The 26,313-nt window shown below is 73.1% G+C and carries 30 protein-coding genes and 1 tRNA gene; 23 read left to right on the top strand and 8 right to left on the bottom strand.

Annotated features, from left to right (window positions below; genetic code table 11):
• The first annotated feature begins 57 nt into the window (after positions 1 to 57).
• From ACFVUH_RS34525 to ACFVUH_RS34455, 15 genes are all read left to right on the top strand, one after another.
• Positions 58 to 435, top strand: a complete 378-nt coding sequence (locus ACFVUH_RS34525) for an RRQRL motif-containing zinc-binding protein (RefSeq protein ID WP_387917470.1) — start codon at positions 58 to 60, stop codon at positions 433 to 435.
• Positions 436 to 452: 17 nt separating this feature from the next.
• On the top strand, positions 453 to 599 hold the full coding sequence (locus tag ACFVUH_RS34520; protein ID WP_387917469.1) for a hypothetical protein: 147 nt from the start codon (positions 453 to 455) through the stop codon (positions 597 to 599).
• 51 nt (positions 600 to 650) lie between these two features.
• A complete protein-coding gene (locus ACFVUH_RS34515; protein ID WP_387917468.1) occupies positions 651 to 1,274 on the top strand; it encodes a hypothetical protein in 624 nt (207 codons plus the stop codon).
• Between the two features lie 5 nt (positions 1,275 to 1,279).
• Entirely contained in the window at positions 1,280 to 1,522 is a 243-nt protein-coding gene (locus ACFVUH_RS34510; RefSeq protein ID WP_387917466.1) for a hypothetical protein, read from the top strand.
• 174 nt (positions 1,523 to 1,696) lie between these two features.
• Positions 1,697 to 3,409, top strand: a complete 1,713-nt coding sequence (locus ACFVUH_RS34505) for a hypothetical protein (RefSeq protein WP_387917465.1) — start codon at positions 1,697 to 1,699, stop codon at positions 3,407 to 3,409.
• 93 nt (positions 3,410 to 3,502) lie between these two features.
• A complete protein-coding gene (locus tag ACFVUH_RS34500) occupies positions 3,503 to 5,632 on the top strand; it encodes a hypothetical protein (RefSeq protein ID WP_387917464.1) in 2,130 nt (709 codons plus the stop codon).
• A gap of 218 nt (positions 5,633 to 5,850) precedes the next feature.
• A complete protein-coding gene (locus tag ACFVUH_RS34495; RefSeq protein WP_387917462.1) occupies positions 5,851 to 6,039 on the top strand; it encodes a hypothetical protein in 189 nt (62 codons plus the stop codon).
• 96 nt (positions 6,040 to 6,135) lie between these two features.
• Positions 6,136 to 6,579, top strand: coding sequence for a hypothetical protein (locus tag ACFVUH_RS34490; RefSeq protein WP_387917460.1), 444 nt, complete (start codon positions 6,136 to 6,138; stop codon positions 6,577 to 6,579).
• 14 nt (positions 6,580 to 6,593) lie between these two features.
• A complete protein-coding gene (locus ACFVUH_RS34485; RefSeq protein WP_387917459.1) occupies positions 6,594 to 6,866 on the top strand; it encodes a hypothetical protein in 273 nt (90 codons plus the stop codon).
• A gap of 124 nt (positions 6,867 to 6,990) precedes the next feature.
• Positions 6,991 to 7,767, top strand: coding sequence for a protein phosphatase 2C domain-containing protein (locus ACFVUH_RS34480; RefSeq protein ID WP_387917457.1), 777 nt, complete (start codon positions 6,991 to 6,993; stop codon positions 7,765 to 7,767).
• A gap of 6 nt (positions 7,768 to 7,773) precedes the next feature.
• On the top strand, positions 7,774 to 8,058 hold the full coding sequence (locus ACFVUH_RS34475; protein ID WP_387917455.1) for a hypothetical protein: 285 nt from the start codon (positions 7,774 to 7,776) through the stop codon (positions 8,056 to 8,058).
• Positions 8,055 to 8,933 carry a bifunctional DNA primase/polymerase gene (locus tag ACFVUH_RS34470; RefSeq protein WP_387917453.1) on the top strand — a complete coding sequence of 293 codons (879 nt, stop codon included), beginning with the start codon at positions 8,055 to 8,057 and terminating at the stop codon, positions 8,931 to 8,933. Before ACFVUH_RS34475 ends, ACFVUH_RS34470 begins: the two co-directional genes overlap by 4 nt.
• A gap of 85 nt (positions 8,934 to 9,018) precedes the next feature.
• Positions 9,019 to 10,302 carry a DUF3631 domain-containing protein gene (locus tag ACFVUH_RS34465; protein WP_387917451.1) on the top strand — a complete coding sequence of 428 codons (1,284 nt, stop codon included), beginning with the start codon at positions 9,019 to 9,021 and terminating at the stop codon, positions 10,300 to 10,302.
• 111 nt (positions 10,303 to 10,413) lie between these two features.
• Positions 10,414 to 10,752, top strand: coding sequence for a helix-turn-helix domain-containing protein (locus ACFVUH_RS34460; protein WP_387917450.1), 339 nt, complete (start codon positions 10,414 to 10,416; stop codon positions 10,750 to 10,752).
• Positions 10,753 to 10,808: 56 nt separating this feature from the next.
• Positions 10,809 to 12,329 (top strand): tyrosine-type recombinase/integrase, encoded by a 1,521-nt coding sequence (locus ACFVUH_RS34455; protein ID WP_387917448.1) that lies wholly within the window; start codon positions 10,809 to 10,811, stop codon positions 12,327 to 12,329.
• 120 nt (positions 12,330 to 12,449) lie between these two features.
• On the opposite strand, the gene ACFVUH_RS34450 is transcribed toward ACFVUH_RS34455, so the two are convergent.
• The 3 genes from ACFVUH_RS34450 to ACFVUH_RS34440 all read right to left on the bottom strand — a co-directional run bounded on the left by ACFVUH_RS34450 (position 12,450) and on the right by ACFVUH_RS34440 (position 14,275).
• Positions 12,450 to 12,523: transfer RNA gene (locus ACFVUH_RS34450), tRNA-Pro, on the bottom strand.
• Positions 12,524 to 12,633: 110 nt separating this feature from the next.
• Positions 12,634 to 13,578: a metallophosphoesterase gene (locus tag ACFVUH_RS34445; RefSeq protein WP_387917446.1), complete on the bottom strand. Its 945-nt coding sequence runs from the start codon at positions 13,576 to 13,578 to the stop codon at positions 12,634 to 12,636.
• Positions 13,579 to 13,660: 82 nt separating this feature from the next.
• The gene (locus tag ACFVUH_RS34440; RefSeq protein WP_387917444.1) at positions 13,661 to 14,275 is read right to left on the bottom strand and encodes a CGNR zinc finger domain-containing protein; all 615 of its coding nucleotides are present in this window, start codon (positions 14,273 to 14,275) and stop codon (positions 13,661 to 13,663) included.
• Positions 14,276 to 14,372: 97 nt separating this feature from the next.
• Here ACFVUH_RS34440 and ACFVUH_RS34435 point away from each other — a divergent pair, with 97 nt between their 5' ends.
• Positions 14,373 to 14,828 (top strand): GatB/YqeY domain-containing protein, encoded by a 456-nt coding sequence (locus ACFVUH_RS34435; RefSeq protein ID WP_355360370.1) that lies wholly within the window; start codon positions 14,373 to 14,375, stop codon positions 14,826 to 14,828.
• A 147-nt stretch (positions 14,829 to 14,975) separates the two neighbouring features.
• Here ACFVUH_RS34435 and ACFVUH_RS34430 read toward each other — a convergent pair whose 3' ends face one another.
• The gene (locus ACFVUH_RS34430; protein ID WP_387917443.1) at positions 14,976 to 17,333 is read right to left on the bottom strand and encodes a transglycosylase domain-containing protein; all 2,358 of its coding nucleotides are present in this window, start codon (positions 17,331 to 17,333) and stop codon (positions 14,976 to 14,978) included.
• A 423-nt stretch (positions 17,334 to 17,756) separates the two neighbouring features.
• Here ACFVUH_RS34430 and ACFVUH_RS34425 point away from each other — a divergent pair, with 423 nt between their 5' ends.
• Positions 17,757 to 18,080, top strand: coding sequence for a WhiB family transcriptional regulator (locus tag ACFVUH_RS34425; RefSeq protein WP_344338874.1), 324 nt, complete (start codon positions 17,757 to 17,759; stop codon positions 18,078 to 18,080).
• A gap of 67 nt (positions 18,081 to 18,147) precedes the next feature.
• On the opposite strand, the gene ACFVUH_RS34420 is transcribed toward ACFVUH_RS34425, so the two are convergent.
• On the bottom strand, positions 18,148 to 19,335 hold the full coding sequence (locus ACFVUH_RS34420) for an ArsA family ATPase (RefSeq protein WP_355360918.1): 1,188 nt from the start codon (positions 19,333 to 19,335) through the stop codon (positions 18,148 to 18,150).
• Positions 19,336 to 19,349: 14 nt separating this feature from the next.
• Entirely contained in the window at positions 19,350 to 20,432 is a 1,083-nt protein-coding gene (locus ACFVUH_RS34415; protein WP_355360363.1) for an ArsA-related P-loop ATPase, read from the bottom strand.
• 200 nt (positions 20,433 to 20,632) lie between these two features.
• Here ACFVUH_RS34415 and ACFVUH_RS34410 point away from each other — a divergent pair, with 200 nt between their 5' ends.
• From ACFVUH_RS34410 to ACFVUH_RS34390, 5 genes are all read left to right on the top strand, one after another.
• Entirely contained in the window at positions 20,633 to 20,791 is a 159-nt protein-coding gene (locus ACFVUH_RS34410) for a DUF4177 domain-containing protein (protein ID WP_158845411.1), read from the top strand.
• The gene (locus tag ACFVUH_RS34405; RefSeq protein ID WP_355360359.1) at positions 20,788 to 21,258 is read left to right on the top strand and encodes a RidA family protein; all 471 of its coding nucleotides are present in this window, start codon (positions 20,788 to 20,790) and stop codon (positions 21,256 to 21,258) included. Before ACFVUH_RS34410 ends, ACFVUH_RS34405 begins: the two co-directional genes overlap by 4 nt.
• Before the next feature lie 111 nt (positions 21,259 to 21,369).
• A complete protein-coding gene (locus ACFVUH_RS34400; RefSeq protein ID WP_387917441.1) occupies positions 21,370 to 22,248 on the top strand; it encodes an NUDIX hydrolase in 879 nt (292 codons plus the stop codon).
• 116 nt (positions 22,249 to 22,364) lie between these two features.
• Positions 22,365 to 22,541 carry a hypothetical protein gene (locus ACFVUH_RS34395; protein WP_355360353.1) on the top strand — a complete coding sequence of 59 codons (177 nt, stop codon included), beginning with the start codon at positions 22,365 to 22,367 and terminating at the stop codon, positions 22,539 to 22,541.
• Entirely contained in the window at positions 22,538 to 23,365 is an 828-nt protein-coding gene (locus ACFVUH_RS34390) for an MBL fold metallo-hydrolase (protein ID WP_387917440.1), read from the top strand. The genes ACFVUH_RS34395 and ACFVUH_RS34390 overlap by 4 nt, the downstream gene beginning before the upstream one ends.
• 124 nt (positions 23,366 to 23,489) lie before the next feature.
• Here ACFVUH_RS34390 and ACFVUH_RS34385 read toward each other — a convergent pair whose 3' ends face one another.
• Entirely contained in the window at positions 23,490 to 24,164 is a 675-nt protein-coding gene (locus ACFVUH_RS34385; RefSeq protein ID WP_030288117.1) for a Crp/Fnr family transcriptional regulator, read from the bottom strand.
• Between the two features lie 352 nt (positions 24,165 to 24,516).
• Positions 24,517 to 25,185: a TetR/AcrR family transcriptional regulator gene (locus ACFVUH_RS34380; protein WP_387917439.1), complete on the bottom strand. Its 669-nt coding sequence runs from the start codon at positions 25,183 to 25,185 to the stop codon at positions 24,517 to 24,519.
• Between the two features lie 103 nt (positions 25,186 to 25,288).
• Between ACFVUH_RS34380 and ACFVUH_RS34375 the strand changes: the two genes are divergently transcribed.
• A complete protein-coding gene (locus tag ACFVUH_RS34375; protein ID WP_387917438.1) occupies positions 25,289 to 26,239 on the top strand; it encodes a beta-ketoacyl-ACP synthase III in 951 nt (316 codons plus the stop codon).
• Positions 26,240 to 26,313 lie beyond the last annotated feature (74 nt).

Raw genomic sequence — 26,313 nt, 5'->3', positions numbered from 1 at the left:
CCCGCTGACCCTGACCGGCTACTACACCCTCGCCCAGGACGACCCGGGCGAGGACGAGTGAGCCGCCCCCGGACCTGGGACCCCACGGGCGAGCGGCACGGCGGCACGCCGACCTACCCGTGGCGCATGGCCCCGGACACCCTGCTCACCCGCCGCCAGCTCCGCGCCCGAGGCTTGCGCCCGGGCGGGCAGGAGGTCGCCGCGCAGGTCTGCTGGCGCTCGCGCCGCAGCAGGGGCCTGCGCGCCGCCTACCTCTACCGGATCGACCGGGCCAAGCCCGTGCGGGCGATGACCCCCGCGAAGGCCGCCGCCCTCGCCAAGGCCAACGCCGCCCGCCGCACCTGCCCGCAGTGCCGCCGCGACGCCGGCTACGTGCTGCCCGCGCATCTGGGCACCTGCCTGCCCTGCGCCGACACCGCCGCCCTCGCGGCCTGAACGACCGAGGAGTCTCCATGCCCTGCCTGACCTGCTACTTCTGCGGCGAGCGCAAGTGGGACGTCGAGGAGTGCGCGGACCCGTTCGCGCAGGACGTCAACAACGAGGAGTGGATCATCCCGATCTGCGCCGACTGCTACGGCCTGCGCTGCGACGAGATCTGATCCCCCGCCCCTGACCTGCTCCGCTGCCACTAGCACCAGGAGATCACTGTCATGTCCGTGACCACCATCGAGGTCATCAGCTTCGGCTACCTGCACGGCGCCCCGCCCGAGGCGCACCTCACCCTCGACCTGCGCAAGCACTTCAAGGACCCGCACGTCGACCCGGCCCTTCGTCACCTGACCGCGTACGACCTGCCGGTGCGCCGGGCGGTGATGGGCACCCCGGGCATCCGGGAGGCCGTCACCGCCGCCGCGCTCGTGGTCGACGCCTACGACGCCGGGCCGGCCCACGCGCCGCTGACCATCGCGGTCGGCTGCGCGGGCGGCCGGCACCGCGCCGCCGTCGTCACCGCCGCTCTCGCCCGCCGCCTCGCCAAGCTCGGCTTCACCATCCGGGTCGCCCACCGCGACCTGGACAAGCCCGTCGTCGAGCGCACCGCCACCGGGAACGCCGTCGTCCCGGTCGAGCCCGCGGCGGACTCGCAGTTCATTACCTACATGGCCACCTTCCAGGCCGCCACGGAGCACACCGCCACCTGCCGGTCGTGCCAGGACGGGAAGCCGTGCCCGGTCGGCGACCCGATCCACCGCGCCTTCCTCACTGAGAAGGCCGCCTGGGAGGACGAGCAGCGCTGCAAGGCCGACACACACGCCGCCACCGGGCAGAAGGGCTGAGCGCCATGAAGACCACCAGCACGGCCGCTGAGCCGAGCCACTACACGTGGCTGATCACGCTGCAGTTCCGGCGTGGCGGGGGCCTTAGCACGGTCACCGAGACCGGCTGCTTCCACCCCCGGCCGGGCGAACCCGCCAGCCGCGCCGCCGCCTTCCGGGAGATCCGTGAGCTGATGACGCGACGCTTCCCGGAGATCTCCGACGCCTTCTGCGTCCTGTTCTTCTCGATCGAGCCCGACCAGCTCTGACCAGCAGGAATCCACCATGACCAGCGCCGCGCTCAGGGTCGGGCCCGTCTGCTTCGCCGTCTCCTCCTGCGCCGCACTCATCGCCTCCGCCTGATCCGGGGCGGCCGCCAACGCCTGGCAGCAACGCGGCCACCCCGGGCTCCGCCACTCTCAAGAGAACCGGAGACCCGCATCATGTCCGATCCGCCTACCTCGGCGCTCGTCGAGGTCACCACCGTCCCCCAGAACCAGCCACCCGCCCCCGCGCCGCCGGTGAAGACACCACCCGGCCCGTCATCCGGGGCCGCGGTTCCGGGGGTGCCGCTCGCGGTGGCCGTGGCGAACGCGCTCGGCGGCACCGTCGCCGGGGCGCTGTCCCTTGGCGGCCCGGTCGCCCTCGCGGTGGCCGGCACCGCTGCCGGTGCCGCCGCGATCGGCGGCCTGGCCCGGCGGTCCCGCACCACCCGCCGCCACACCCCGCACACCGCCGCACGCCGCGCCGCCGCCCATCACGCCGCCGCGCCGGGTGGCCTCTTCGCCCCGACCGCGGCCGGACGTGCCCCGAGGGTGGGCGGAGTCAACTCGGCGGCCGGATCGGCCCGTTACGCGCCGACCGGGACCCTTTCGGCCGGTCGCGCCGCCGGTCCGGCGGCCTCCGGTGGGCGCCCGTCCGTCGCTCCCGCCTCCTCCTCCGTGTCTCGGAAAGGACCCTCCGCCATGGGTCGAACGGCCGGATTCCCGTCCCCCGCCCGCGCGACCGGGTCGTCCGGCGTGGCCGGCGGCCCCGGCCTGAAGCCTGGCAAGACGCGGCACCGGGCGAACGGCGGTGCCGCGCACACCCTGGCCAAGGCCGCGTCCCGCCTGCCCGGCTTCGAGCCGCGCGGCGGGAGTGGCGCCGGGCCCGTCGACCAGCGGGCCGTGCGGCGGGACCAGCGGCTGGCGAAGGTCGCCGAGCGCACCGCACGCCGGGTCGCCATGGGGCAGGCCAAGGCGGAGCGGGCCGCCGGGATCGACCCCTCGACCGGCGCCGGAGCCCACCCCACGGGCCCCAGCGTGCTGCGCGGGTCGGGTCCGTCGCCGGTGCAGGCGAAGGCGCTTCGGCGTTCGGCCGTGCGTCACCGGGCCCGGATGGCCGGTGTCGCCGCCGCGACTGGCCTGGTCGGTCTCGCGTCGGCGGCGGTCGGCAACTGGCGGCACAAGGGCAAGGTGAGCGGGCACATGCGCCGCACCTGGGCCCGGATGGCCGCCCGTGCCCGCGCCGTGCGCGACGCCCGCAACGCCGCGATCCTCGGCACCGCCGACCCCGCCGACACCCACACGCCCGGCACCGGCGCCGGGGCGGTGTCCGTGCCGGTGCCCGCCCAGTACGTCAACATCCCCGGCCGCCCCACCCCGACTCCGGGCGGCGTCACCGGCCCGGCCGGCACTCCCGGCACCGACGGCCCCGCGTTCGAGCTCTTCGGCCGCCCCTCCCGCCCCGGCACCACCCCCGCCGTCGCCCCGATCGCCCTCGGCAAGTCCACCGTGAAGGAGCCCACCGTGTCCGACCTCGACGGCAACACGACCAGCACGTTCAACCTCACCTCCGCCGCCGACGTCCTGCTCCAGGCCGCGACCACCTTCGACCCCGAGACGATGATCGAGTTCGGCACCTTCGCCGACGACCTGCCCACCGCGTTCACCACGCTGCAGGACGTCTTGCGCGTCCTCGCCGAGCAGGCCGCCGAGCGCCTGCCCCTCGACCCGACCGTGGTCGAGGAGATCGGCACCGCCTACCGGGCCATGGGCGCGGTCGTCAACGCCCTCGGCGAGGTCGCCCCCACCTTCCGCAAGGCCCACGCCGAGGACCTGGAGCGCCACGAGAACCCCCGCAACGGCCTGGACGCCGAGCGGAAGTGGAACGTCTGACCCTGCCCCCGTCCCGCCTCCGACCTTTCGCAACCCCGCCGGGCCGTCCACAGGCTGTGGACGGCCCGGCCCCGTACGGCTGGAGACCACGGCATGACCAAGACCACCAAGACCACCGGCCCCACGGTGGACTGGAAGGCCGGACACGGCGTCCTGTCCGGCACCCTCAACGGCACGCTCGGCGCGCTGACCAGCACCGCCCTCGGACACGCCACCGGCATGCCCGCCTCCTGGGCGCTCGCCGCAGGCGCCGCCGGGGCGATTGGCACCATCGGCGCCGGCCTGCGCAAGCGCCTGACCGCCGCCACGCTGTCGTTCCGCAGCACGTGCTGGATGGCCGCCGGCGGCTGGTCGTCCTGGGCCCTCGCCCACGGCGGGCCGTGGCAGTGGCCCGAGATCGGGTCGCTCGCCGCCGCCGGGATCGCCGCCGGCACCCTCGCGGTCGGCTTCGCCGCGCACGAGGAGGTCGAGCAGGCCAAGCGCCAGCACCTGCTGCTGATCGGTGCCCGCCGGCAGGTCGCCGCGGACTGGACCGACCGCATCAAGCGCGTCTGCAACGTGGACGTCACCGTCCTCGGGGTCGAGCACTGGCCCTCGGGCGCCGGCTACACGTTGGAGATCGAGCTGCCCGAGGGCGGTACCACCCGACGGGCCATCACCGACCGCACCGAAGCGCTCGGCTCCGACCTCGACCTGCCCGACGGCTGCGGCCTTCAGGTCATGCCCGGCATCTCCCGCCGGCGCGTCCTCATCCACGTCACCACCAAGGTCATCACCGACGCGCTCCCCTTCCCGGTGGAGGAGATGGGCGAGGTGACGACCGTCAACAACCCGATCCCCGTCGCGCTGCTGTCCAACGGCGTCCGCGCGGAGATGGACCTGCGGCAGGCGTCCACCATCGTCACCGGCCCCACCGGCAGCGGCAAGACCAACTGGCTCCACATGCTGATCGCCCGTCTGGACCAGACGAACGACACGCTCGTGTGGGTGATCGACCTCAACGCGGGGTCGATCGGCCTGCCGTGGCTGAACGCCTGGCGCGATGCCCAGCTCCACCGGCCCGGCTCCCGGTGGGCCGACGCGGACATCCCGGTCCCGGGCGTGGACTGGGTGGCGTCGACCCCGGAGGAGGCGAAACGCATGCTGGCGGCGGCGGTGCGGATCGCCAAGCGCCGTAAGGCCGCCTACCAGGACGCCATGCGCGACGCCAACGACGACAAGCTGCCCGTCGGCCCGACCATTCCGGAGATCGTCATCGTCATGGACGAGGGCGCCGAAGTCGCCGCCACCCGCGAGGCCCGGCAGGTGCTCGCCGGCGTCTCCGAGGTCATCCGCATCGCCCGCGCCATGGCCATCCGGGCCGTGGTCTCCGTCCTGCGCGTCACCCAGGACGTCATGCCCGACCCGCTCGTGCGCAAGATGGCCTCCAACCGGCTCGCCACCGGCGCGTTCGAGGACTCCGAACTCGGGCACCTCTTCGGCTGGCGCGCCCTGCGGGCCGAGGACAGCTTCTCGGGGCCCGGGTCGGTGCTGGTCGGCACCGAGGGCAAGCAGCCCGCCAAGGCCCGCCAGGAGCGCATCACCCCCGACATGATCGAGGAGATCAGCGCGCTCACCGCCCACCGCCGCCCCGCCCTCGACGCTCCCTCGCTCGAAGCCGCCGGTACCGACTACACCGACCGCTGGCTGATCGGGCGCTGCGGCCACCTCTGGGCCGCCGGCACCGAAGCCGTCACCGCCCCGGCCACGGCCGCGACGACCGGCACCGCCAGCGGCCCGGCCACCGGAACCGGGCCGGGCGCGGCTCCGGCCGGCGAGTGGAAGGCCACCGCCGGATGGGACACCACCCCGACCGTTGTCCCGGACGACGACCTCGAATCCATCTGGCTCCTGCCCGCCGCCGGCACCGAAGCCGACCCCACTCCGCCCGGCACCGACTGGGCCGACCCGGCCACCTGGTCCACCGGCCGCGAGAGCAACACCCCTGAGACCCCGGGCGCAAAGGACGCCACGCTCGCGCTGCTGCGCGAGGCCGGGCCCGAGGGCACCGGCGCCAGCGCCATGGAGAAGGTGCTGAAGCCGACGTTCGGGACCACCCGCCAGACGATCGCCGCGTGGCTCAAGGAGTGGGCCGAGAGCGGTGAGGCGGTACGGATCGGATCCGGAACGAAGACCCGCTACGTCCACCACACCCACGCTCCGCAGCCCCCCGCCGAGGGCTGACAGCGGCCCGCTTGTCGCCTGTCGTCCGCCCTCGCGCGAGAGGGGGTCCAGGGCCGCCGCGCGCCCCGGACCCCCCTTGCGACCTGCGAGGCGACAAGCGACAAGCCGCACACGACAAGCGACAAGCGACAAGCCACACGACAAGCCGGGCGACAAGCGGGACGACAAGCCGCCGCCCGCCCAACACCCCCCTCGACCGACCCGCGAGAGGACCACCCGTGATCGTCACCGTCACCGCCACCACCCTGCTCGCCGTGATCGCCGCCCTCCTCATCCGGGGCCGCCGCGTCTCCCTCCCGACCGCGCTCGTGCTCTGGCTGTCCGGCTTCACCCTCGCCTCCACCGGCCTCGCCGGACCCGTGAACACCTTCCTCTCCTCCGTGATCCGACTCGTCTCCGGCCACTGACTCCACCCACCCGAACCGAAGGATCTCCCGTCCGACAGCCGGAGCTCCGGCCCCACGACGGGAAATCCTTCGGCCCCCTGCCGACGGGAGAACCCGATGGACCGCACCACCCCGCAGCAGCCGTTCGCCGCCCCGGTGCTCCACGGCCCGGACGGCACCCCCTACTACCTCACCCCCACCCCGCCCCTCACCGCACCGCCCGCCCTCTACCACCCCGCCGCCCCCGCCCCCGTCGCCCACGGCCCAGCCCTCACGCCGACCGCCGTCTACCAGCCCACCCCGCCCCCGGCCACCAACCCGGTCCCGGCGCGGGACCCGTGGCCCGCCCGCCTGCTCGCCGGGGGCGTCGCCCTCGGCGCCGGCGGCCTTGGCATCGGCTACGCGGTCCAGGCTGTCGCGGCGGCGGCCGGAAGCGTCGGCGGCCTCGCCGCGCTCGGCGTCGGCGCCTACGCCCTCGCCAAGACCACCGGCGGCGGCCGGGGCGGCGGCGGACAGGGCGCCGTGAACGTGCACGTCAACGTCACCAACCGCAACCGATGACCGGAGGAACCGCCATGGCCCGCCTGCGACTGCGCTTCAACCCCTGGCCCCACCCCGCGATCGAGCTGACCGACACCCCCGACCCGAAGTGCCCCGACTGCGAGGGGCGCGGCGGGTGGGCCGAGCACTACGCCGACGACACCGGCGAGTACGCCGGAACCGAGTACTGGCACTGCACCTGCTGGGACCTGGACCGCGTCCGACGCCTGCTGCCCGTCCCCGGCTGGATCGCCTTCCGCCTCTTCGGCTGGACCCCGCCCGTCTACTCCAGCGAGCCGCCGTTCTAGCCACCCGGGCTGGCCTCCTCCTCGCACTACCCGTACGGCAGTTGCCCGATCCACCCACCCACCCACGCAGGTGGGTGGTGAGGGGAGCTGGACCGTCCAGCCCGCCGGCACGAGGAGACGCCCCGTGTTCACCACCCACCAGACGGCCTCCCAGCACATCGGGAGCCGCACCCACCAGGCCGACGCCACCGCCTTCCACGACAACCCCAGCACCGGTCACCGGGCGTGGGTCCTGCTCGACGGCATCGGCGACCGCGCGCACACCGCCGCCTGGGTGGGCCCCACCGCCCTCAGGCTCGCCCGCACAGCGGCCCGCCTCGGCGACCCCGGCGACGCGATCCGGCAGATCCGGCCCGCCCTCCACGCCGACCGGGCCCACCTGGACCACCCGGAGGGCTGGCCGGCGGACGCCGCCGCGATCGTCGCCGTCCTCACCCCCGCCGGCCGCCTGCACATCGCGTGGGCCGGAGACTGTCGCGCCTACCTCGCCGAGCGGGGCCGGGCCCACCTGCTCACCACCGACCACAACAACGCCACCAAGCAGCGCCGCGAGGGCCTCGAACCCGAGCCCGACGCCCACGACTACCTGACGTCCTCGCTGTGCTTCCTCACCGGTGCCATCGAAGCCGTCACCGTGGACTTCGGCCCCCGGCTGGGCCTGCGGCGACTCCTGCTCGCCTCCGACGGCGCCTACCTGCCGCACGAGCACGCCGGAACCCTGCCCCCGCCCAGCCCGGACGGCACCCCTCGGCACCGCGACGGGTCCAGCTTCCCCTCGCCCGTGCTCACCGGCACCCCCGAAGCCGTCGCCCAGCGTCTCACCGACCTCGCCGTGCGCACCGACCCCGCTGGGGCCGACAACGCCACCGCCATGGTCATCGACCTGCACCCCGCCCACTGACACACCATGAGCCCAGCCCTCGACTGGCGCGAGGCCCATCACTTCGACCGCACCCGCACCCTGCCCTGCCGCTGGTGCGGCAGGCAGACCCCGCTGCGGGACGACCAGCGCAGGCCCTCACACAAGGTCTGCGCCGAGCAGCACACCCCCGTCGCCGTGCCGGACCCGGTCACCCCGGGCCATGCGGCGCCGCTCCGTCCCGCCGCCGTGGCCTCCCCCGAGGAACCCGTGCCCGACAACCTGTTCACCACGCCCGCCAACGGCCGGCGCCACCGGGGGAAGGCCGCGTGACCCTCCCCCCGTTGCTGCAACTCGCCCTCTGGCTCGCCGCCCGGGGCATCCCCGTGCTGCCGCTCGGCGCGAATAAGCGCCCCTTGCGCAACTGTCGGGTCTGCGCGGACATCGCGTGCGGGGGCCGATCGAACATGAAGGTTCCCGGCCCGTGCCGTTGCCCGCTGCCCTGCCACGCCTGGGCCGCAGCCACCCTCGACCCCGCAATCCTGACCAGTCCGGCGTGGGCCCGCGCCTGGCGGCAGGCCGCCGCCGTCGGCTACCACCCCGGAGGTGCCGGCGTCACCGTCGTCGACCTCGACAGCGCGGACGCCGTAGCGTGGGCACGTGCCGCTCTGCCCCCGACGATCACCGTGTCCACCACACGCGGACAGCACTGGATCTACCGGGGCGTCATGAACTCCGCCAACCACGTCCGGCTGAACGTCGACATCAAGTCCCGCATGCACTACGCACGTTGGCTCGGAGCAGGCGCCGGTATCATGACCGATCTGCCCGACGCCGTCCGCGCCCTCGCGGCCAAAGAAGACACCACCCCCGCGCCGTTCGCCGGCCGGGTGGCCTCTTCCACCCCCGCCAGCCGGTGGTCCCGGAGTGCGGGCCATGGATGCCGTCACACTGAGGGCTACGTCCGCACCGGCCTCTCCCGGGGCGTTGACCTCATCCGGGCCCGCCAGGAAAGCGGGGCCGGCTCTCAAGCGTTCGGCGCCGCCCGCTTCCTGGCCGCCCAGCACACCTGCTGCCCCGGCCCCTGCCACCTCGACACCCTCGCGCAGGACCTCGTCGACGCCGCCGTGTCCGTCGGCGTCCCCCGCCCCTACGCCACCCGAGCCGTCAGCCGCGGGCTCGCCGCCGCCGGCTCCCACCTCACCTAGCCACCCCGAGCACGCCGGAGCGGCCACCGATCCCGTCAAAGACCCGGTGGCCGCTCCGCTCCGGCTCAGAACCAGAGAGGCCAGCATGACCGATTCGACCAACGCCGTCACCCCCATCGAGGACGGCGCCGCCCTGCTCGACGAGATCGAGCGCCACCACCGCCGCTTCAACGCCCTGCCCAGCGAACACGCCTACGTCGCGCTCGTGCTGTGGGACGCCCACACCCACTTCATGGACTGCTTCGAGACCACCCCCCGCCTCGCCCTGCTCTCCCCGGAACCGCAGAGCGGCAAGACCCGCGTGCTGGAGATCGCCCAGACCATCGTCCCCAACCCGATGGTCACCAACGACATCTCCGCTAGCGCCCTGTTCCGCTCCATCTCCGGCGACGACGCCGGCCGCCCCACCATCCTGTGGGACGAGGTCGATACCGTCTTCGGCCCCAAGGCCGCCGGCGCCGAAGACCTGCGCGGCCTCATCAACTCCGGCTACCGCCGCACCGGCGGCGTAACCCGCAGCGTCCGCGAGGGCGACACCCACAAGGTCGTTAAGTTCCCCGTCTACGCCGCCCTCGCCCTCGCCGGAATCGGGGACCTGCCCGACACCATCATGGGCCGCTCGATCGTCATCCGCATGCGCCGCCGCGCCCCCAACGAGAAGGTCGAATCCTTCCGCGAGCGCATCCACGTTCCCGAGGGCCACGTACTGCGCGACCGCCTCGCGACCTGGGCCGACACCGTCCGCGAGAAGGTCGACGGCGCGTGGCCCGAGATGCCCGAGGGCGTCAACGACCGGCCCGCCGACGTGTGGGAACCCCTGCTCGCCGTCGCCGAAGCCGCCGGCGGGCACTGGCCCAAGCGGGCCCGCGCCGCCTGCCTCCACATGGTCAAGGCCGCACAGGACACTGACAGCGGATCCCTCGGCATCCGCCTGCTCACCGACGTGCGCGCCGTCTTCGACGGCACCGAGCGAGTGCTCAGCAACGTCCTGGTCGAGAAGCTCAACGACCTCGACGACGCCCCGTGGGCCGACCTCGACGGCCGCCCGCTCACCCCCCGCACCCTGTCCCAGATGCTCGGCGAGTACGTCACCGCCGCCGGCAAGCCCATCAAGACCCGCAACATCAAGACCGCCCCCAAAACGGTCCTCAAGGGCTACTACGCCGAAGACCTCGCCGACGCGTGGCTGCGCTACTGCCCGCCCGTTCCCGAAACTGCCGCTACCCCCGCTACCTCCGCTACCGCGCAGGTCAGGACCCTCTTTCCGGTAGCGGAAGAGGTAGCGGTAGCGGCTACCGACCCGGCATCCGCCACCACCGAGCAGGACGTGCCCGCCGCCGTCCCGGCCGGGCTCACCACCGCCGGCTGACCGCACCCCATCCGCTACCGCTACCACTGCCGCTACCTCCCCACCCCCTCTGACCTGCAAGGTAGCGGGGTAGCGGCGGTAGCGGCACCTGGAGAATAGAGAGGACTGAGCATGCCCGCGAACCGCGAAGGCCCGGCGCCCCTCTTCGAACCGTCGGATGTGGCCCGGGTGCTGGGCAAGTCCGCCTGGTGGGTCAAGGATCAGGCCCGTAAGGGCCTCATCCCGTTCACGAGGCCCGGTCGCGCCTACCGATTCACCGCCGAGCAGGTTGCCGAGATCGTCCAGCTCTACTCGCAGCCGGTTTCGGCGGTCACCCAACTGGTTGCCCACCCGAAACCGGTTCGGTCGGACAAGCCGGCGGCGCTGAAGCCGAAGCCGGCCGTCCGCCTCCACGCGCGACCGCCTCGCCGTACCGCCCAGACCGCGCCCCAGCAATCCGAGGCCGCCTGATCGACCTGCCCCGCCCCGGCACCGGGGCGGGGCTGCACCCCTGAGGGAGAGCTAGTTTGGGTTTCGCCGAAAACCGAGGCGACTACTGGCGCGGGCGATACAAGGCCGCGCCCGGGAAGTACCTGACCGTCCTCGACGACAACGGGAAGACGAAGCGCTTCAAGACCAAGCGCGCGGCGGAGAAGGCCGCCAACATCGCGGAGGAGAAGGCCACAGAGGAGGCCGCCCGGCCGCCAGCCGAACCGGAAGCCGAGCGGATGTCGTTCGGTGAGTACGCCAGCGCCTGGTACGAGGACCAAGACCTCGCGGCGTCGACCATGCAGAACTACCGCCGCCACATCGAGGAGCATCTGCTCCCGGAGTTCGACGGCACCTACCTCGACGAGATCACCAAAGCCGCGGTCGACGGATGGGAGCGCAAGGAGCGTGAGCGCGGCTACGCGCCGAGCAGCATCAAGACCTGGCGTGGAACGCTCCACCTCATCCTCGCCGACGCCGTCGACGCCGGACTGCGCGACTCCAACCCGGCGACCCGTCGCCGCGGCCGGGGCAAGCGCGCCGGGCGCTCGCGCAACCGCAGCCGCGAGAAGGTGATCACCACCGCGCTCGGCATCTTGCTGATCGCCGAGCGCACCGCGCTTTTGTCCGGTCGGGACGACGAGTTCGTCGGAATCGTGCTCAAGGGATACACGGGCATGCGCTGGGGCGAGATCGTCGGGCTGGAGACCGGGTTCGTCCGTCCGGCGGCCGTGCGCGTCGAATGGCAGCTCTACGAGCTGGACACCGGCGAGATGCACCGTTGCCCGCCCAAGGACGATTCCTACCGGACACTCGACGCTCCTCCGTTCCTTTCTGGCCTGCTCGCCGGGCAAGTGGTTCGCGCGGGCGCGAAGCCGTGCGAGTGCCACGGCCTGCGGTACCTCTTCAGCGGACATGGCGCCGCCAACGGGGCTGCCCGCCGGCCCGGAGCGAAGCTGGTGGACGTGGCGCGCGCCGCCGGTGTCTCCACCGGCACCGTCTCCAACGTCCTGAACCGCCCGCACGCGGTGGCCCTCGGCACCCGGGACCGGGTGGAGAAGGCGATCGCCGATCTCGGCTACATCCGGTTCTGGTCGTCCGGGGAGAACGCCGCGCACTGGCGGCGGAACGGCTTCGCCACGTGGCTGTTCCACCCGGCGGTCACCGGCTGGTACCCGAGGAAGGCGCCGGAGGAAGCCCGCCCGGTGCCGCTGCTCGGCGAGCCGTGGCCCGGCATCCCCGCGCGCGGCCGGGGCGCCGCAGGCCGGGCGGAGGCGTGCTGGCTGCCGATTCAGTGGGGTCTCACGCCGCACGGCCTGCGGCACACGCACAAGACGATGATGGACGAGTTCGGAACGCCGCCGAAGCTCAAGGACGAGCGGATGGGGCACGAGGACGGGTCGGTCCAGGCTCGCTACTCGCACATCACGCCCGAGATGCGGGGCAGGCTCATGGACGATCTCACCGCAGTGTGGGGCGCGTCACTCGAAGCCCGCCGGCGGATGTCGCCGGGGTCGCCCGTGGGAGTACTCGACACCTTGCTGAGGGCCGGTCAGTAGGAAGCCCGCCGGGAGATCATCCGGAGCGGTTTTCTCCCAGAATTCTCCCGAGAGGCCCCGGAAAGCCAGTCAGGGCCGGTCTCCCTTGCGGGAGACCGGCCCTGAGCTGGTCTTACTGGGTCGGGGTGGCGGGATTTGAACCCACGGCCTCTTCGTCCCGAACGAAGCGCGCTACCAAGCTGCGCCACACCCCGGTCTTTCTGTTTGTCGCTCCGTCTCCTTCGCGACGAGTAGAACTCTACCGGACGCTCGCCGAGAGACGAAATCCGGTATCTCGGCGAGCGGGGTGGAGGGGCGGCGGGGGTCAGTGGGGGGTCGGGGTGAGGGTGAGGAGGGTGGCCTCGGGCGGGCAGGCGAAGCGGACGGGGGTGTAGCGGTTGGTGCCGCATCCGGCCGAGACGTGGAGGTAGGAGCGGCTGCCGCCGGCCTGGTGGGTGGAGAGGCCCTTGACCCGCTTGGCGTCGAGGTCGCAGTTGGTGACCAGGGCGCCGTAGAAGGGGACGCAGAGCTGGCCGCCGTGGGTGTGGCCGGCGAGGATCAGCGGGTAGCGGTCGGCGGTGAAGGCGTCGAGGACGCGCAGGTAGGGGGCGTGTACGACGGCGAGGGAGAGGTCGGCGTCGGCGGAGGGGCCGCCGCTGACCTCGCTGTAGCGGTCGCGCCGGATGTGCGGGTCGTCCAGGCCGGTGAACTCCAGGTCCAGGCCGGCGACGGTGAGGCGGCCCCGGGTGTTGGTGAGATCGAGCCAGCCGGCCGCGTCGAAGGCGTCGCGCAGCTTCTCCCACGGGTTGTGCACGGCGCCGCTGATGCCGCGCGCGGCGGTGCCGTCGGGGTTGTTCATGCCGTGGACGCCGCTGCGCATGGCCTGGAGGTAGCGGGCCGGGTTCTTGCGGGCGGGGCCGTAGTAGTCGTTGGACCCGAAGACGTAGACGCCGGGGAACTCCATCAGCGGCCCGAGCGCGTCCAGGACGGCCGGGACGCCGAGCGGGTCGGAGAGGTTGTCGCCGGTGTTGACCACCAGGTCGGGGCGCAGGCCGGCGAGGCTCTGCAGCCAGCGCTGCTTCCTGCCCTGGTTGCTCACCATGTGGATGTCGGAGACCTGCAGTACCCGGATGGGTCGGGCGCCTCGGGGGAGGACCGGGACCTCGACCCGGCGGAGGCGGAAGGAACGGACCTCGTACCCAACGGAGTAGGCGAGGCAGGCGGCGCCGGTGGCGGCGATTCCGAGGGGAACGGAGTACAGCGGTCGCATCGTTCCATGCTCTCAGACGGCGGATCAGCAGGTGAACTGCCGGTGCGCACAGGGGGGAACGGATCGGGCGGCGGCCGGCGGATCACTCCCCGTCCCGGTCGCGCCGGGCGCGCAGGGCCCGCACCTTGTGGCGGTTGCCGCAGCGCTCCATCGAGCACCAGCGCCGCCGTCCGGGCCGCGAGGTGTCGACGAAGAGCAGCCGGCAGTTGTCGGCGCCGCACTCGCGGATCCGCTCCGCGTACGGGCCGGTGAACAGGGTGATGGCGTCGCGGGCGACGGTGGAGGCGAGCTGGTCGCCGTCGCCGGGCAGCGGCGGTGCCGCGGTGCCGTCCGGGGCGATCTGCGGGGCGAGCGGGGGCCGGGCGGCGGCCCGGTTGAGCAGGGCGTAGTCGGTGGGGTCCCCGGCGTCCGGGCCGTGGGTGGCGCGGGCCGCGGTGAGCTGCCAGAGGGCGTCCCGCAGGGCGCGGACGGCGGTGAGCTGGTCGTCGGTGATCCGGACGGCGCCGGGCGGCACGGCCAGCCGGGAGCGTCCGGCCCAGTCGGCCAGGTCGGCGGGCCGGTGCAGGATCTCGTACCGGGCGTAGGGGCCGGGGCCGCCGGTGGGCAGCAGTTCCAGGCAGAGCGTGCCGGGGTCGAAGTGGAACCGCGTTCCGCCGGGGGAGTGCAGGACCATGCCGGGGGATCGCTCGTCGGTCATGTAACCACTTTAAAGAGTGGCGAGGGGTGGCCGGGGACGGCGGGATCAGCGGGTTAATGGTGGGCGGTGGAACGCCGCAGGTGGGAGACTCGGGGCCATGACGACGCTCAAGGCGCAGCTGCAGGAGGACCTCACGGCTGCCATCAGGAACCGGGACGAGCTGCGCTCGTCCACCATCCGGCTCACGCTGGCCGCCGTCACCAGCGAGGAGGTGGCGGGGGAGGAGAAGCGCGAGCTCTCCGACGACGAGGTGCTGAAGGTCCTCGGCCGGGAGGCGAAGAAGCGCCGGGAGGCCGCCACGGCCTTCGACAACGCCGGCCGGACCGAGCAGGCCGCCCGGGAGCGGGCCGAGGGCGAGGTGCTGGCCGGCTACCTGCCCAAGCAGCTGTCCGACGAGGAGCTCTCGGCGATCGTGGCCGCCGCCGTCGCGGAGAGCGGGGCGAGCGGGCCGCAGGGCATGGGCGCCGTGATGAAGCTGGTGCGGCCGAAGGTCGAGGGCCTGGCCGAGGGCGGCCGGGTGGCCGCTGCGGTGAAGGCCGCCCTCGCCGGCTGAGCACGGGACGCCACAGGGACGCCGTCGGCCAGGCCGTCGGCACGCCCGTAGGACGGCGAAGAGACGAAAAGAAGAGAAGAAGAGGAAAGGGGCGCCCCCCGAGCCGATCGCTCGGGGGGCGCCCCTCGTCGTCCACCGGGTGCCCGCTCAGCGGTGGCCGTTGCCGTTGCCGTTCCCGTTGCCGTTCCCGTTCCCGCCGCCGATGACGCCCGGCGGGAAGGTGAAGCCGCCGCCGATCATGCCGCCCGCGTTGGTGCCGGGGTCGCCCGGGTTCGGGGCCGGCGGCGGGTTGCCGCCCGCGTTCGGGTCGGCCGGGTTGGCGGGGTTGGCCGGGGCGGTGGCGCCGGGGGTGGCGTTCGGGTCCGGCTTGGGGGCCGGGTCCGGGATGTCGATGGTCGGCAGCGACTCCTTGGGGGAGCCCTTCAGCGCGCCGTCCATGGCCATCTTCCAGATCGGGCCGGGACCGGTGGCACCGAAGACGCCGTCGGCGCCGTAGTAGGTGTCGCCGATCTTCATGTTCTTCATCTCGACGCCGCCGGTCGGGCCGCCGATCCAGACCGCGGTGGCCAGCTGCGGGGTGTAGCCGCTGAACCAGGCGGCCTTCTTCTTGTCGGTGGTGCCGGTCTTGCCGGCGATCTGCCGGCCGTCCTCCAGGCCGAGCGAGGCACCGGTGCCCTTCTCGGTCACGTTGAGCAGGACGCTGTTCATCGCGTCGGCGGTCTGCTCGGAGAAGGCCTGGGTGCAGCTGGTCTGCGGGACGTTGACGTCCTTGCCGTCGACCGTGGTGATCTTGTTGATCGCGATCGGCGTGCAGTGCTTGCCGCGGGCGGCGAAGGTCGCGTAGACGTTCGCCATGGTCAGCGGCGACATCTCCTTGGTGCCCAGGGTGATCGAGGGCACGATCTCCAGCTTGGCGCCGGAGGCGGTGGTGGTGATGCTGAGCTTGTCGAGCATCTGCTTGACGGGGCAGAGGCCCATCTCCTGCTCCATCTGAACGAAGTAGGTGTTGACCGAGAGGGCCATCGCCTGCTTCAGCTCGTAGGGGCCGACCTCGCTCTTGCTCTCGTTCGGGACGTACCGCTCGTTGCCCTTGTAGGTGTTCTTCCAGGTGCCTTCGCAGGTCTTCATCGTCGGCCACTCGATGCGGTTCTCGGACGGGTACGCCTTGGTGGGCGACATCCCGTTCTCGAGCGCGGCCGCGGCGATGATCGGCTTGAACGTCGAACCGGGCTGGAAGCCGTTGCCGCCGCCCATTGCCGCGTCGACGTTCAGGTTGACGACGGTCTGGTTCTTGGCCGGCTCCAGGCCGTACGGGCGGGTCTGGGCCATCGCCAGGATCTTGCCGGTCCCCGGCTCCATCATGGTCGTGGCGGCCGAGACCGGGTCGGTGACCTTGACCTTGCTGGTGACCGCGTTCTGGGCGGCGGCTTGCTTGTCCGGGTCGAGGGTGGTGTAGATGTTCAGACCGCCCTGGTCCCAGAACTTCTTGCGCTCGGCGGCGTTCTTGCCGAACACCGGATCCTGCTTGACCACGTGCCGGACGTAGTCGCAGAAGAAGCCCATGCCCGCCTGGGCGGTGATGCAGCCGTTCTGCGGGTCCTTGTACTTCAGGCCCAGTGGGGCGGCCTTGGCCTCCTTGGCCTGGTCCGCGGTGATGTGCTTGTTCTCGACCATCTTGTCGATCACGACGTTGCGCCGCTTCACGGCGTTGTCGGGGAAGCGCACCGGGTCGTACTGGGACGGGTTCTGCACCAGGCCGGCCAGGGTGGCGGCCTCGGCGATGCTGAGGTCCTTGTTGGACTTGCTGAAGTAGCGCTGGGACGCGGCCTCGATGCCGTACGCCTGGTGACCGTAGAAGGTGATGTTGAGGTAGTTGGTGAGGATCTGGTCCTTGGTCAGGTCCTCCTCCAGCTTGATCGCGACCTTCAGCTCCTGGATCTTGCGGCCCAGGGTCTTGCGCTGGGCCTCCAGGACGGCGGCCTGGTCGTCGCCGGCCTTCTCGACGTTGACGTTCTTCACGTACTGCTGGGTCAGCGTCGAGGCGCCCTGGGAGGCGGTGCCGCTCTCCGCGTTCTTGCTGATCGCGCGCAGCACGCCCTTGAGGTCGACGGCGCCGTGCTCGTAGAAGCGGGCGTCCTCGATGTCGACCTGGGCCTGCCGCATGTACGGCGACATCTGGTCGGCGGTGAGGACGGTGCGGTCGCGCTCGTAGACCTTGGCGATCAGCCCGCCCTTGGCGTCGAAGATCTGCGTCGCCTGGGTGAGCGGCGGGGTCTTGAAGTCGTCCGAGATGTTGGAGAAGCCCTCGGCCGTGTTCTTGGCGGTCAGTCCGAGCGCGCCGACGGCGGGCAGGGCCATGCCGGCGAGCAGGACGCCGGAGAGCACACTGACCCCCAGGAACTTCACTCCGTGTCCCGCGTAGTCCAGCGGTGACCCGCGGCGCTTGCCGCGCGGAGCTCCGGGGTTGCCGGGGGGCGGGGATGCCTGGGGGCGCTTCGGTGCCATGGGGAGAACCCTACGTTGCCGAATGCCACCCACCGGGGCAGGTGTTCGCCTAGGCTTGTCACAAGCTTGCGACAGCTTCGCTGCGTCAGCATCGATCACTCTTGTGAGTGATGAGAATTGCCCGAATTGCCCGATCCTGGTGTGCTTTTGGGGCAGCTGTTGCCCGCTGCACCCCTGTGTCCGGTAGCACTGCGTGACGACCCGCGTGGCGAGAGTGGCGCCCGTGGTCCTGGCAAGGCTTGCGACCTGCGGTCACTCCAACGAGTGAGCTGATCGCCACCCATAGTCCAATCGGGTCATTCGAGATTGAGCCCGAAGGGGCTGTTGCAAGCTGTCGTTCTTCCGTAACGTCCTCAACTGGCAACGGTGAATATGCCGTTGCCGCCGTGGGGGAGCCTCGATTCGGGAGAGGACGGCGCCAGCATGGGCTGGGTAGACGACTGGAGTGCGCAGGCCGCCTGCCGCACGAGTGATCCGGACGAACTGTTCGTCCAGGGGGCGGCGCAGAACCGCGCCAAGGCGGTGTGCAGCGGGTGCCCCGTGCGCACGGAGTGCCTGGCGGACGCGCTGGACAACCGGGTGGAGTTCGGGGTCTGGGGCGGGATGACCGAGCGCGAGCGCCGGGCGCTGCTGCGCCGTCGGCCGACCGTGATCTCGTGGCGGCGGCTGCTGGAGACGGCGCGCACCGAGTACGAGGCCTCGCTGGCCACCGGCGTGATACTGACGGACTACGCCCAGGCGGGCTGAGCCCCCGGAGGAACGGTCGGTCAGCCCGGGCTGGGGGGCCCGGGCCGGACCGCGGCGCGGACGGTGGTCAGTCGGCGGAGCCGCTGAGCCGTTCGCCGATCGCCCGTAGTCCGTCCAGGTCGTGGACGTCCCCGGGCAGCGCCGCGACCTCGACGATCGGCACGTCCGGGTAGACCGAGACGAAGCGGTCGCGGGTCCGGCGCTCGCGCACCATCACCTGCATCCGCTCGGCGTGCAGTCGCAGCAGTCCGGCCGCGAGCACCTCGGCCTCCGGCGAGGCGTGCTCCGAACCGTTCTCCTCCAGCGCCTCCGCCGCGGCCAGCGCCCGTTCGGCGGTGAGCTGCGGCGCGCCCGTTCCGTGCACCCGGTTGAGCACCAGCCCGGCCAGCGGCATCCGGTCGGCGGCCAGCCGGTCCACGAAGTACGCCGCCTCGCGCAGCGCGTCCCGCTCCGGCGCGGCCACCACCAGGAACGCCGTGCCCGGCGCCTGGAGCAGCTGGTACGTGCGGTCGGCGCGCTCGCGGAAGCCGCCGAACATCGAGTCCATCGCGCTGACGAAGGTCTGCACGTCGGTCAGCAGCTGGGCGCCGAAGATCTTGCCGAGGGTGCCGGTGAGCAGGCCCATCCCGGCGTTCAGGAACTTCATCGCGGACCGGCCGCCGACCTTGGCCGGTGCGGTCAGGATCCGGATCACCTTGCCGTCCAGGAACGAGCCGAGCCGGTTGGGCGCGTCCAGGAAGTCCAGCGCGGAGCGCGACGGCGGGGTGTCGACGACGATGAGGTCCCACTCCTCGGCCGCCCGCAGCTGGCCGAGCTTCTCCATCGCCATGTACTCCTGGGTGCCCGCGAAGCCGGCCGACAGGGACTGGTAGAAGGGGTTCTCCATGATCGCGCGGGCCCGCTCGGGCTCGGCGTGGGCCAGCACGACCTCGTCGAAGGTCCGCTTCATGTCGAGCATCATGGCCTGCAGCTCGCCGTCGCCGCCGACGCCCTTGACGATCCGCGGAGTGTTGTCGAGCTCGGTCAGCCCCATCGACTGCGCCAGCCGGCGGGCCGGGTCGATGGTCAGCACGACGACCTTGCGGCCGCGCTCGGCGGCCCGCAGGCCGATCGCCGCCGCGGTGGTGGTCTTGCCGACGCCGCCGGAGCCGCAGCAGACGATGATCCGGGTCTTCGGGTCGTCGATCAGCCCGTCCACCGCGAGCCGGTTGCCGCTGCCCGTACCGCCGCCGCTCACGTTGTTCCGCCCGCTCACGTCGTTGCGCCCGCTCACGCTGCCCCCTGACGCTTCAGTTCGCCCGCCAGCCGGTAGAGCCCGCCGAGGTCCACACCCTCGCCCAGCAGCGGAAGTTCGTACGTCGGGAGCTTCAGCTGCTGCAGGTCGGCGCGGCGCGCCCGCTCCAGCTCCACCCGCTCGGCGTGCTCCCTGGCCTGCTCCAGCAGCGGGTCGAGCAGTGGCTCGACCGCCGCCCGGACGGTCTCCGGCTTGCGCGAGCGGCCGCCGAGGCCCGCCTCGCCGAGGGCCAGCGCGACCTCCTCGCGGTGGTCGCCGTCCACCGCGGCCACCGCCGCCGCGTCCAGCACCGGCGGGCGGACCATGTTGACCAGCACCCCGCCCACCGGCAGCCCGGACTCGCGCAGCTCGGCGATGCCGTCCACGGTCTCCTGGACCGGCATCTCCTCCAGCAGCGTGACCAGGTGCACGGCGGTCTCCGGCGACTTCAGCACCCGCATCACAGCCTGCGCCTGGCTGTGGATCGGCCCGATCCGGGCCAGCCCGGCCACCTCGGAGTTGACGTTCAGGAAGCGGGTGATCCGCCCGGTCGGCGGGGCGTCCATCACCACCGCGTCGTACCGCCGCCGGCCGTCCGGGCCCTTGCGGCGGGCGGCCTCGCAGGCCTTGCCGGTCAGCAGGACGTCCCGGACGCCGGGGGCGATGGTGGTGGCGAAGTCGACGAAGCCGACCTTCTGCAGCGCCTTCCCGGCCCGGCCGAGCTTGTAGAACATGTCGAGGTACTCGAGCAGCGCCTGCTCGGTGTCGATGGCGAGGGCGTGCACCTCGCCGCCGGCCGCGGTGCCGTCCTGCGCCGGCGGCAGGCCCAGCTGGGCCGGGGTGACCGAGGCGATCCTGCGCTCCTCGTACGGCAGCGCCGCTATGCCGAACAGCTCGGCGATGCCCTGTCGGCCCTCCACCTCGATCAGCAGCGTCCGGTGGCCCCGCGCGGCGAGCGCGAGCGCCAGCGCCGCGGCCACCGTGGTCTTCCCGGTACCGCCCTTGCCGCTGACCACGTGCAACCGCACGCCCTCCCAGTCGGGATCGCGCCGGGCCGCCTGGCCGGGGGTGCGTGCCACGCTCCGTCTCCGTCCGTCTCCGAGGGCCGGCACCACACGGGTGCCCTTCCGCGAGGGTAACCAGGGACCGCACCGGATGCCGGGACTACCCCGGGGGCCGGGCCTGAATCATGCCCGCTTTGTGGGCCACTTCACACGCCGGAGCACGCCCGGGCGCGAACCGTGCCGGTCCGCCGGGACGGAGCGTCTAGAGTCTGGCCATGACCAAGTGGGAATACATGACGGCACCCCTGCTCGTGCACGCCACGAAGCAGATCCTGGACAACTTCGGCGAGGACGGCTGGGAGCTCGTCCAGGTCGTACCGGGTCCGAACCCGGAGCAGCTGGTGGCCTACTTCAAGCGGGAGAAGCGGGCATGAGCAAGGTCGAGGAAAAGCTTGCCGAGCTGGGGCTGACCCTGCCGCCGGTGGCCGCCCCGGTCGCCGCCTACGTCCCCGCCGTGCGCACCGGTGAGTTCGTCTTCACGTCGGGCCAGCTGCCGATGGTGGGCGGCAAGCTGCCGAACACCGGCAAGGTCGGCGCCGAGGTCACCCCGGAGGAGGCCAAGGAGCTCGCGCAGATCTGCGCGCTGAACGCGCTGGCCGCCGTCAAGTCGGTGATCGGCGACCTCGACCTGGTCGAGCAGGTCGTCAAGGTGGTCGGCTTCGTCGCCTCAGCCCCCGACTTCACCGGCCAGCCCGGTGTGATCAACGGCACCAGCGAGCTGCTCGGTCAGGTCCTCGGCGAGGCCGGTGTGCACGCCCGCAGCGCGGTCGGCGTCGCCGTGCTGCCGCTGGACGCCCCCGTCGAGGTCGAGCTGCAGGTCCGGGTCCGCACCGGAGCCTGAGCCGCACCGGGACGCACCCGGGACGCACCCGGACCGGAGGACCCTCCCGGGCGGGGTCGGACAACGGATCACCCCTGTCCAACCCCGCCCCCGGGCGCTTAGCATCCGGGCATGGACCAGCGAGCAACGACGCTCCCGATGCCGCCCGGCTGGCCCGCCCGGATCCGGGCGGCCGACGCGGGTGAGCTGACCCCGCCCGTGCCGAAGCCGTCCGCCACCGTGGTGCTGCTCAGGGACACCGCTGCGGGCGCCGCCCCCGAGGCCTACCTGCTGCGCCGCCGCACCTCGATGGCGTTCGCCGCCGGCATGTACGCCTACCCGGGCGGCGGGGTGGACCGGCGGGACGCCGAGGCGGAGCTCGGCTGGGCCGGCCCCGGTCCGCGCGCCTGGGCCGAGCGGCTCGGGGTGGACGCCGCGACCGCGCAGGCGGTGGTCTGCGCCGCGGTCCGCGAGACCTTCGAGGAGGCCGGCGTCCTGCTGGCCGGCCCGGACGCCGGGAGCGTCGCCGAGCCGCGCGACTGGAGCGCCGAGCGCGCCGCCCTGGAGGCCCACGAGCTCTCCTTCGCCGACTTCCTGCGCGACCACGGCCTGCTGCTGCGCAGCGACCTGCTGGCCGGCTGGGCGCGCTGGATCACCCCGGCGTTCGAGGAGCGCCGCTACGACACCTGGTTCTTCGTCGCCGCCCTGCCGCCCGGGCAGGACGCCGCCCGCGAGGTCGGCGAGGCCGACCGGGTCGCCTGGCTCACCCCGGACGAGGCCGTCCGCGGCTACCAGGAGGGCCGGTTCGGCATGCTGCCGCCGACCGTCACCGTGCTGCGTGAACTGCGGCCGGTGCACAGCGCCGCCGAGGCGCTGGCGGCGGCGGCAGGCCGCTCGCTGGAGCCGGTGCTCGGCCGCGCCGAGGTGCGCGGGGAGCGGCTGACCGTCCGTTGGCCGGGGTACGACGAACTGACCATCGACGGCACCTTCCCCGAGGAGCGGGTCGGCTGACGGCGCGCCGCCGTCCAGTACTGTCCGCTTCCAGCACCGCCCGTTTCCACCACTGCTCGCTTCGACCCGAGTCCCCTTCCACCCGAGTCCCCGCAAGAGGAAAGGACCGACGCCCGATGACCCACAACGACGTGGCTCGCCGGACGGCACCCGAGATGCCCGCCCGCAGCCTGACCCCGCGCACCCCGGCCTGTGACACCGACCAGGCCGGCTTCACCGAGCCGGCCCAGCGCGCCCTCGTCCGGACGCTGCCGCTGCGCCTGCTGCATCGCGACGGCGAGGGCGGCCGGTGAGCGGACTCCTGCCCGGTGACCCCGCCGCCGCGATCGGCGGCGAGGCCACCCCCCGTGCGCTCTGCGTGCTGGCGCCGAACCCGTCCCCGATGACGCTGGACGGCACCAACACCTGGCTGCTCTCCGAGCCGGGCTCGGACCTCGCGGTGGTGATCGACCCGGGCCCGCTGCACGAGGGCCACCTGCGCCGGGTGATCGAGACCGCCGAGCAGCGGGGCCAGCGGGTGTCGCTCACCCTGCTGACCCACGGGCACGCCGACCACTCCGAGGGCGCGGCCCGGTTCGCCGAGCTGACCGGCACCGAGGTCCGCGCACTGGACCCGGCGCACCGGCTCGGCTCCGAGGGCCTCACGCACGGCCAGCGCCTGGACGTCGGCGGGCTCGACCTCCGGGTGGTCGGCACGCCCGGCCACACCTCGGACTCGCTGACCTTCCACCTGCCCGCCGACGGCGCCGTGCTGACCGGCGACACCGTGCTCGGCCGCGGCACCACGATGGTCGCCCACCCGGACGGCCGGCTCGGCGACTACCTGGACTCGCTGCGCCACCTGCACACCATGGCCGCCGAGCACGGCGTGCGGACGGTGCTGCCCGGCCACGGGCCGGTGCTCGCGGACGCGCTCGGCGCGGTGGACTACTACTTGGCGCACCGGGCGGGCCGGCTCGCCCAGGTGGAGACGGCGGTGGAGGCCGGCTGCCGTACGGCCGCCGAGGTGGTGGCCCGGGTGTACGCGGACGTGGACCGCGCGCTGTGGCCGGCCGCCGAACTCTCGGTCCGCGCCCAGCTCCAGTACCTCCGGGAGCACGGGCTGATCCCCGACTGACGGCCGCGCAGGCTGCCCGAGGCGGCGCGAGAGCGGGCATGAGGCCGCGCAGGCAGCGCGAAGGGCCCGTACGCCGGAGCGTACGGGCCCTTTCCGCAAGCGGTGCGCGGCTGTCGGCCCGCGGTCACCGGGACCGGCGGGAGAGCCGCTCGACGTCCAGCAGGACGACCGCGCGGGCCTCCAGCTTCAGCCAGCCGCGGCCGGCGAAGTCGGCGAGCGCCTTGTTGACCGTCTCGCGGGAGGCGCCGACCAGCTGGGCCAGCTCCTCCTGGGTGAGGTCGTGCGCGACGTGGATGCCCTCCTCGGACTGCACGCCGAAGCGGCGGGAGAGGTCCAGCAGGGCCTTGGCGACGCGCCCGGGCACGTCGGAGAAGACCAGGTCGGACATCACGTCGTTGGTCCGGCGCAGGCGGCGGGCGATGGCGCGCAGCAGGGCGATCGAGACCTCGGGGCGGGCGTGCAGCCAGGGCTGGAGGTCGCCGTGGCCGAGGCCGAGCAGCTTGACCTCGGTCAACGCGCTCGCGGTGGCGGTGCGCGGGCCCGGGTCGAACAGCGAGAGTTCGCCGATCATCTCGCTGGGGCCGAGGACGGCGAGCATGTTCTCGCGGCCGTCCGGCGAGGCGCGGTGCAGCTTGACCTTGCCCTCGGCGACGACGTACAGCCGGTCGCCCGGGTCGCCCTCGTGGAACAGCGACTCGCCGCGGGCGAGCGTCACCTCGGTCATGGAAGCGCGCAGCTCGCCGGCCTGTTCGTCGTCGAGTGCCGCGAAGAGTGCGGCGCGCCGCAGAACGTCGTCCACGTGCTTCCTCCTTCTCGGCCGGCCGGCCGTCAAGCCCTCCGGCACAAGTTCGTACAGTGCTCTGCATCACCAAGCATGGCGCATGTCGCTCCGATCATATGAGGAGGGGGTGCGCCGAGGTGTGCTGCGCGGGGCCATTCGTACCGCCGGAACCTTCCCGCTGACCGCCCGAACCGGCAGGTCAGCCAGCCAGTGGGGCGCCGTGGTTCAGTCCCGATCGGTCAAGTTGTGAAGCAAGACCGATCAAGCCAGGTCAGGCAAGATCAGGATGGGTCGGGCCCGGTCAGGCTCGGCCGGTCCGGGCCCGGGGGCGCATGGACGGGCGTGCGGACGGGGTGTGCGAGCGGGCGCGTCAGACCTGCGACGGCGTTGGCAGGTCGGCGAGCGCCGTCGGCTGCCCCGCGCCGGGGGCCGGCAGCCCGAGCAGTCGCCGCATCGCCCGCCGGGCGCGGTCGGCGGCGCCGCGGTCGCCGTACAGCCGGCGGGCGTGGTTGAGCGCGAGCACCTGGCCGGTCAGCTCGAAGACGGTCTGTTCGGGCTCCGTGTCGCCGGGCAGTTGCCCGGCGGTGACCGCCAGCTCGACCTGGCGGCGCACCCTCCGCTGCCAGATCGCGTTGCGCGCCGCCACCGCCGAGCGGACCGGCCCGGGCTCCCGGTCGTCGAACTCGGCGGTCACCGTGGTGAAGAAGCAGCCGCCGGGCAGCAGATCGCGCTCCAGGTAGGACACCCAGGCCTCGCACTGGGCGAGCAGCAGCGGCAGACCCGGCGCGGCCCCGGCCGCCTCCGAGCGTCGCACCACCTCGCGGGCGAACAGTGCGACCGCCTCGTCGACGACGGCCAGCTGCAGGCTCTCCTTGGTGCCGAAGTGGCCCAGGACGCCGGACTTGCTCATCGACAGGTCGGTGGCGAGCCTGCCGATGGTCAGGCCCTCCAGTCCCTCGACCGAGGCGAGGTCCAGGCTGCGGGCCAGGATCGAGGCGCGGGTCCGGCGGGTGTCGGCGGCGGATCGTCTGGGGCTCACCGCGCCAGTGTAGCGAGTGTCGGCCCTTTAGCATCCGACCGTTCGGACGCTATAGTCCGGCGTGATGACGCCCCCTCACCGATCCGCTTCCCGAGGAGCAGCCATGCCGGGTTCCCGCATCGTCGCGCTGGGCCACCACCAGCCCGCGAAGGTCCTGACCAACCACGACCTGGCCCAGCTGGTCGACACCAGTGACGAGTGGATCCGGCAGCGCACCGGCATCGTGACCCGCCGCATCGCCGACAACGAGACCGTCACCGACCTCGCCGCCTCCGCCGCCGGCAAGGCGCTGGCCGCCGCCGGACTGGCCCCCGGGGAGATCGACCTGGTGGTGGTCGCGACCTGCACCGCGATGGACCGCTGCCCGAGCATCGGCACCCAGGTCGCAGGCCGGCTGGGCATCCCGGCGGCCGTCGGCTTCGACGTCAACAACGGCTGCGCCGGCTTCTGCACCGCGCTGGCCACCGCCGACCACGCCGTCCGGGCCGGCGCCGCCCGGTACGCGCTGGTCGTCGGCGCGGAGCGGATGAGCGATGTCACCGACTGGACGGACCGCTCCACCTGCGTCCTGCTCGGCGACGGCGCGGGCGCCGCGATCCTCGGCCCGGACACCGCGACCGCCGGCCGCCCCGGCGTCGGGCCGGTGGTCTGGGGCTCCGACCCGACGAAGGGTCACGCCGTCCGGCTGGACGACGGCTGGCAGCCGCGGTTCCGCCAGGAGGGCCAGACCGTCTACCGCTGGGCGACCACCACGCTGGCCCCGATCGCCGAGGAGGCCTGCCGCCGGGCCGGTCTGACCCCCGCCGACCTGGGCGCGGTCGTCACCCACCAGGCCAACCTGCGGATCATCGAGGCGCTGGTCGACCGCCTCGGCGCCACCGGTGCGGTGGTGGCCCGCGACGTCGTCGAGTCCGGCAACACCTCGGCCGCCTCCGTCCCGCTCGCCCTCGCCAAGCTCGTCGAGCGCGGCGAGGTGCCCACCGGGGCCCCCGCCCTGCTGCTCGGCTTCGGCGGCGGCCTCTCCTGGGCCGGCCAGGTCGTCAGCTGCCCCTGAGCCGCCGCCTGTCCCCGGGCCGTCACCCGCCGACGACGGGTGCCGGCCCGGCGCGCGGCGGGCGGAGGGGGCGC

Source organism: Kitasatospora sp. NPDC058032, from assembly GCF_042885845.1.
Classification (GTDB): Bacteria; Actinomycetota; Actinomycetes; order Streptomycetales; family Streptomycetaceae; genus Kitasatospora.
The sequence above is the reverse complement of the archived record's forward strand: the minus strand, read 5'-3'. Positions and strand labels throughout refer to the sequence as shown.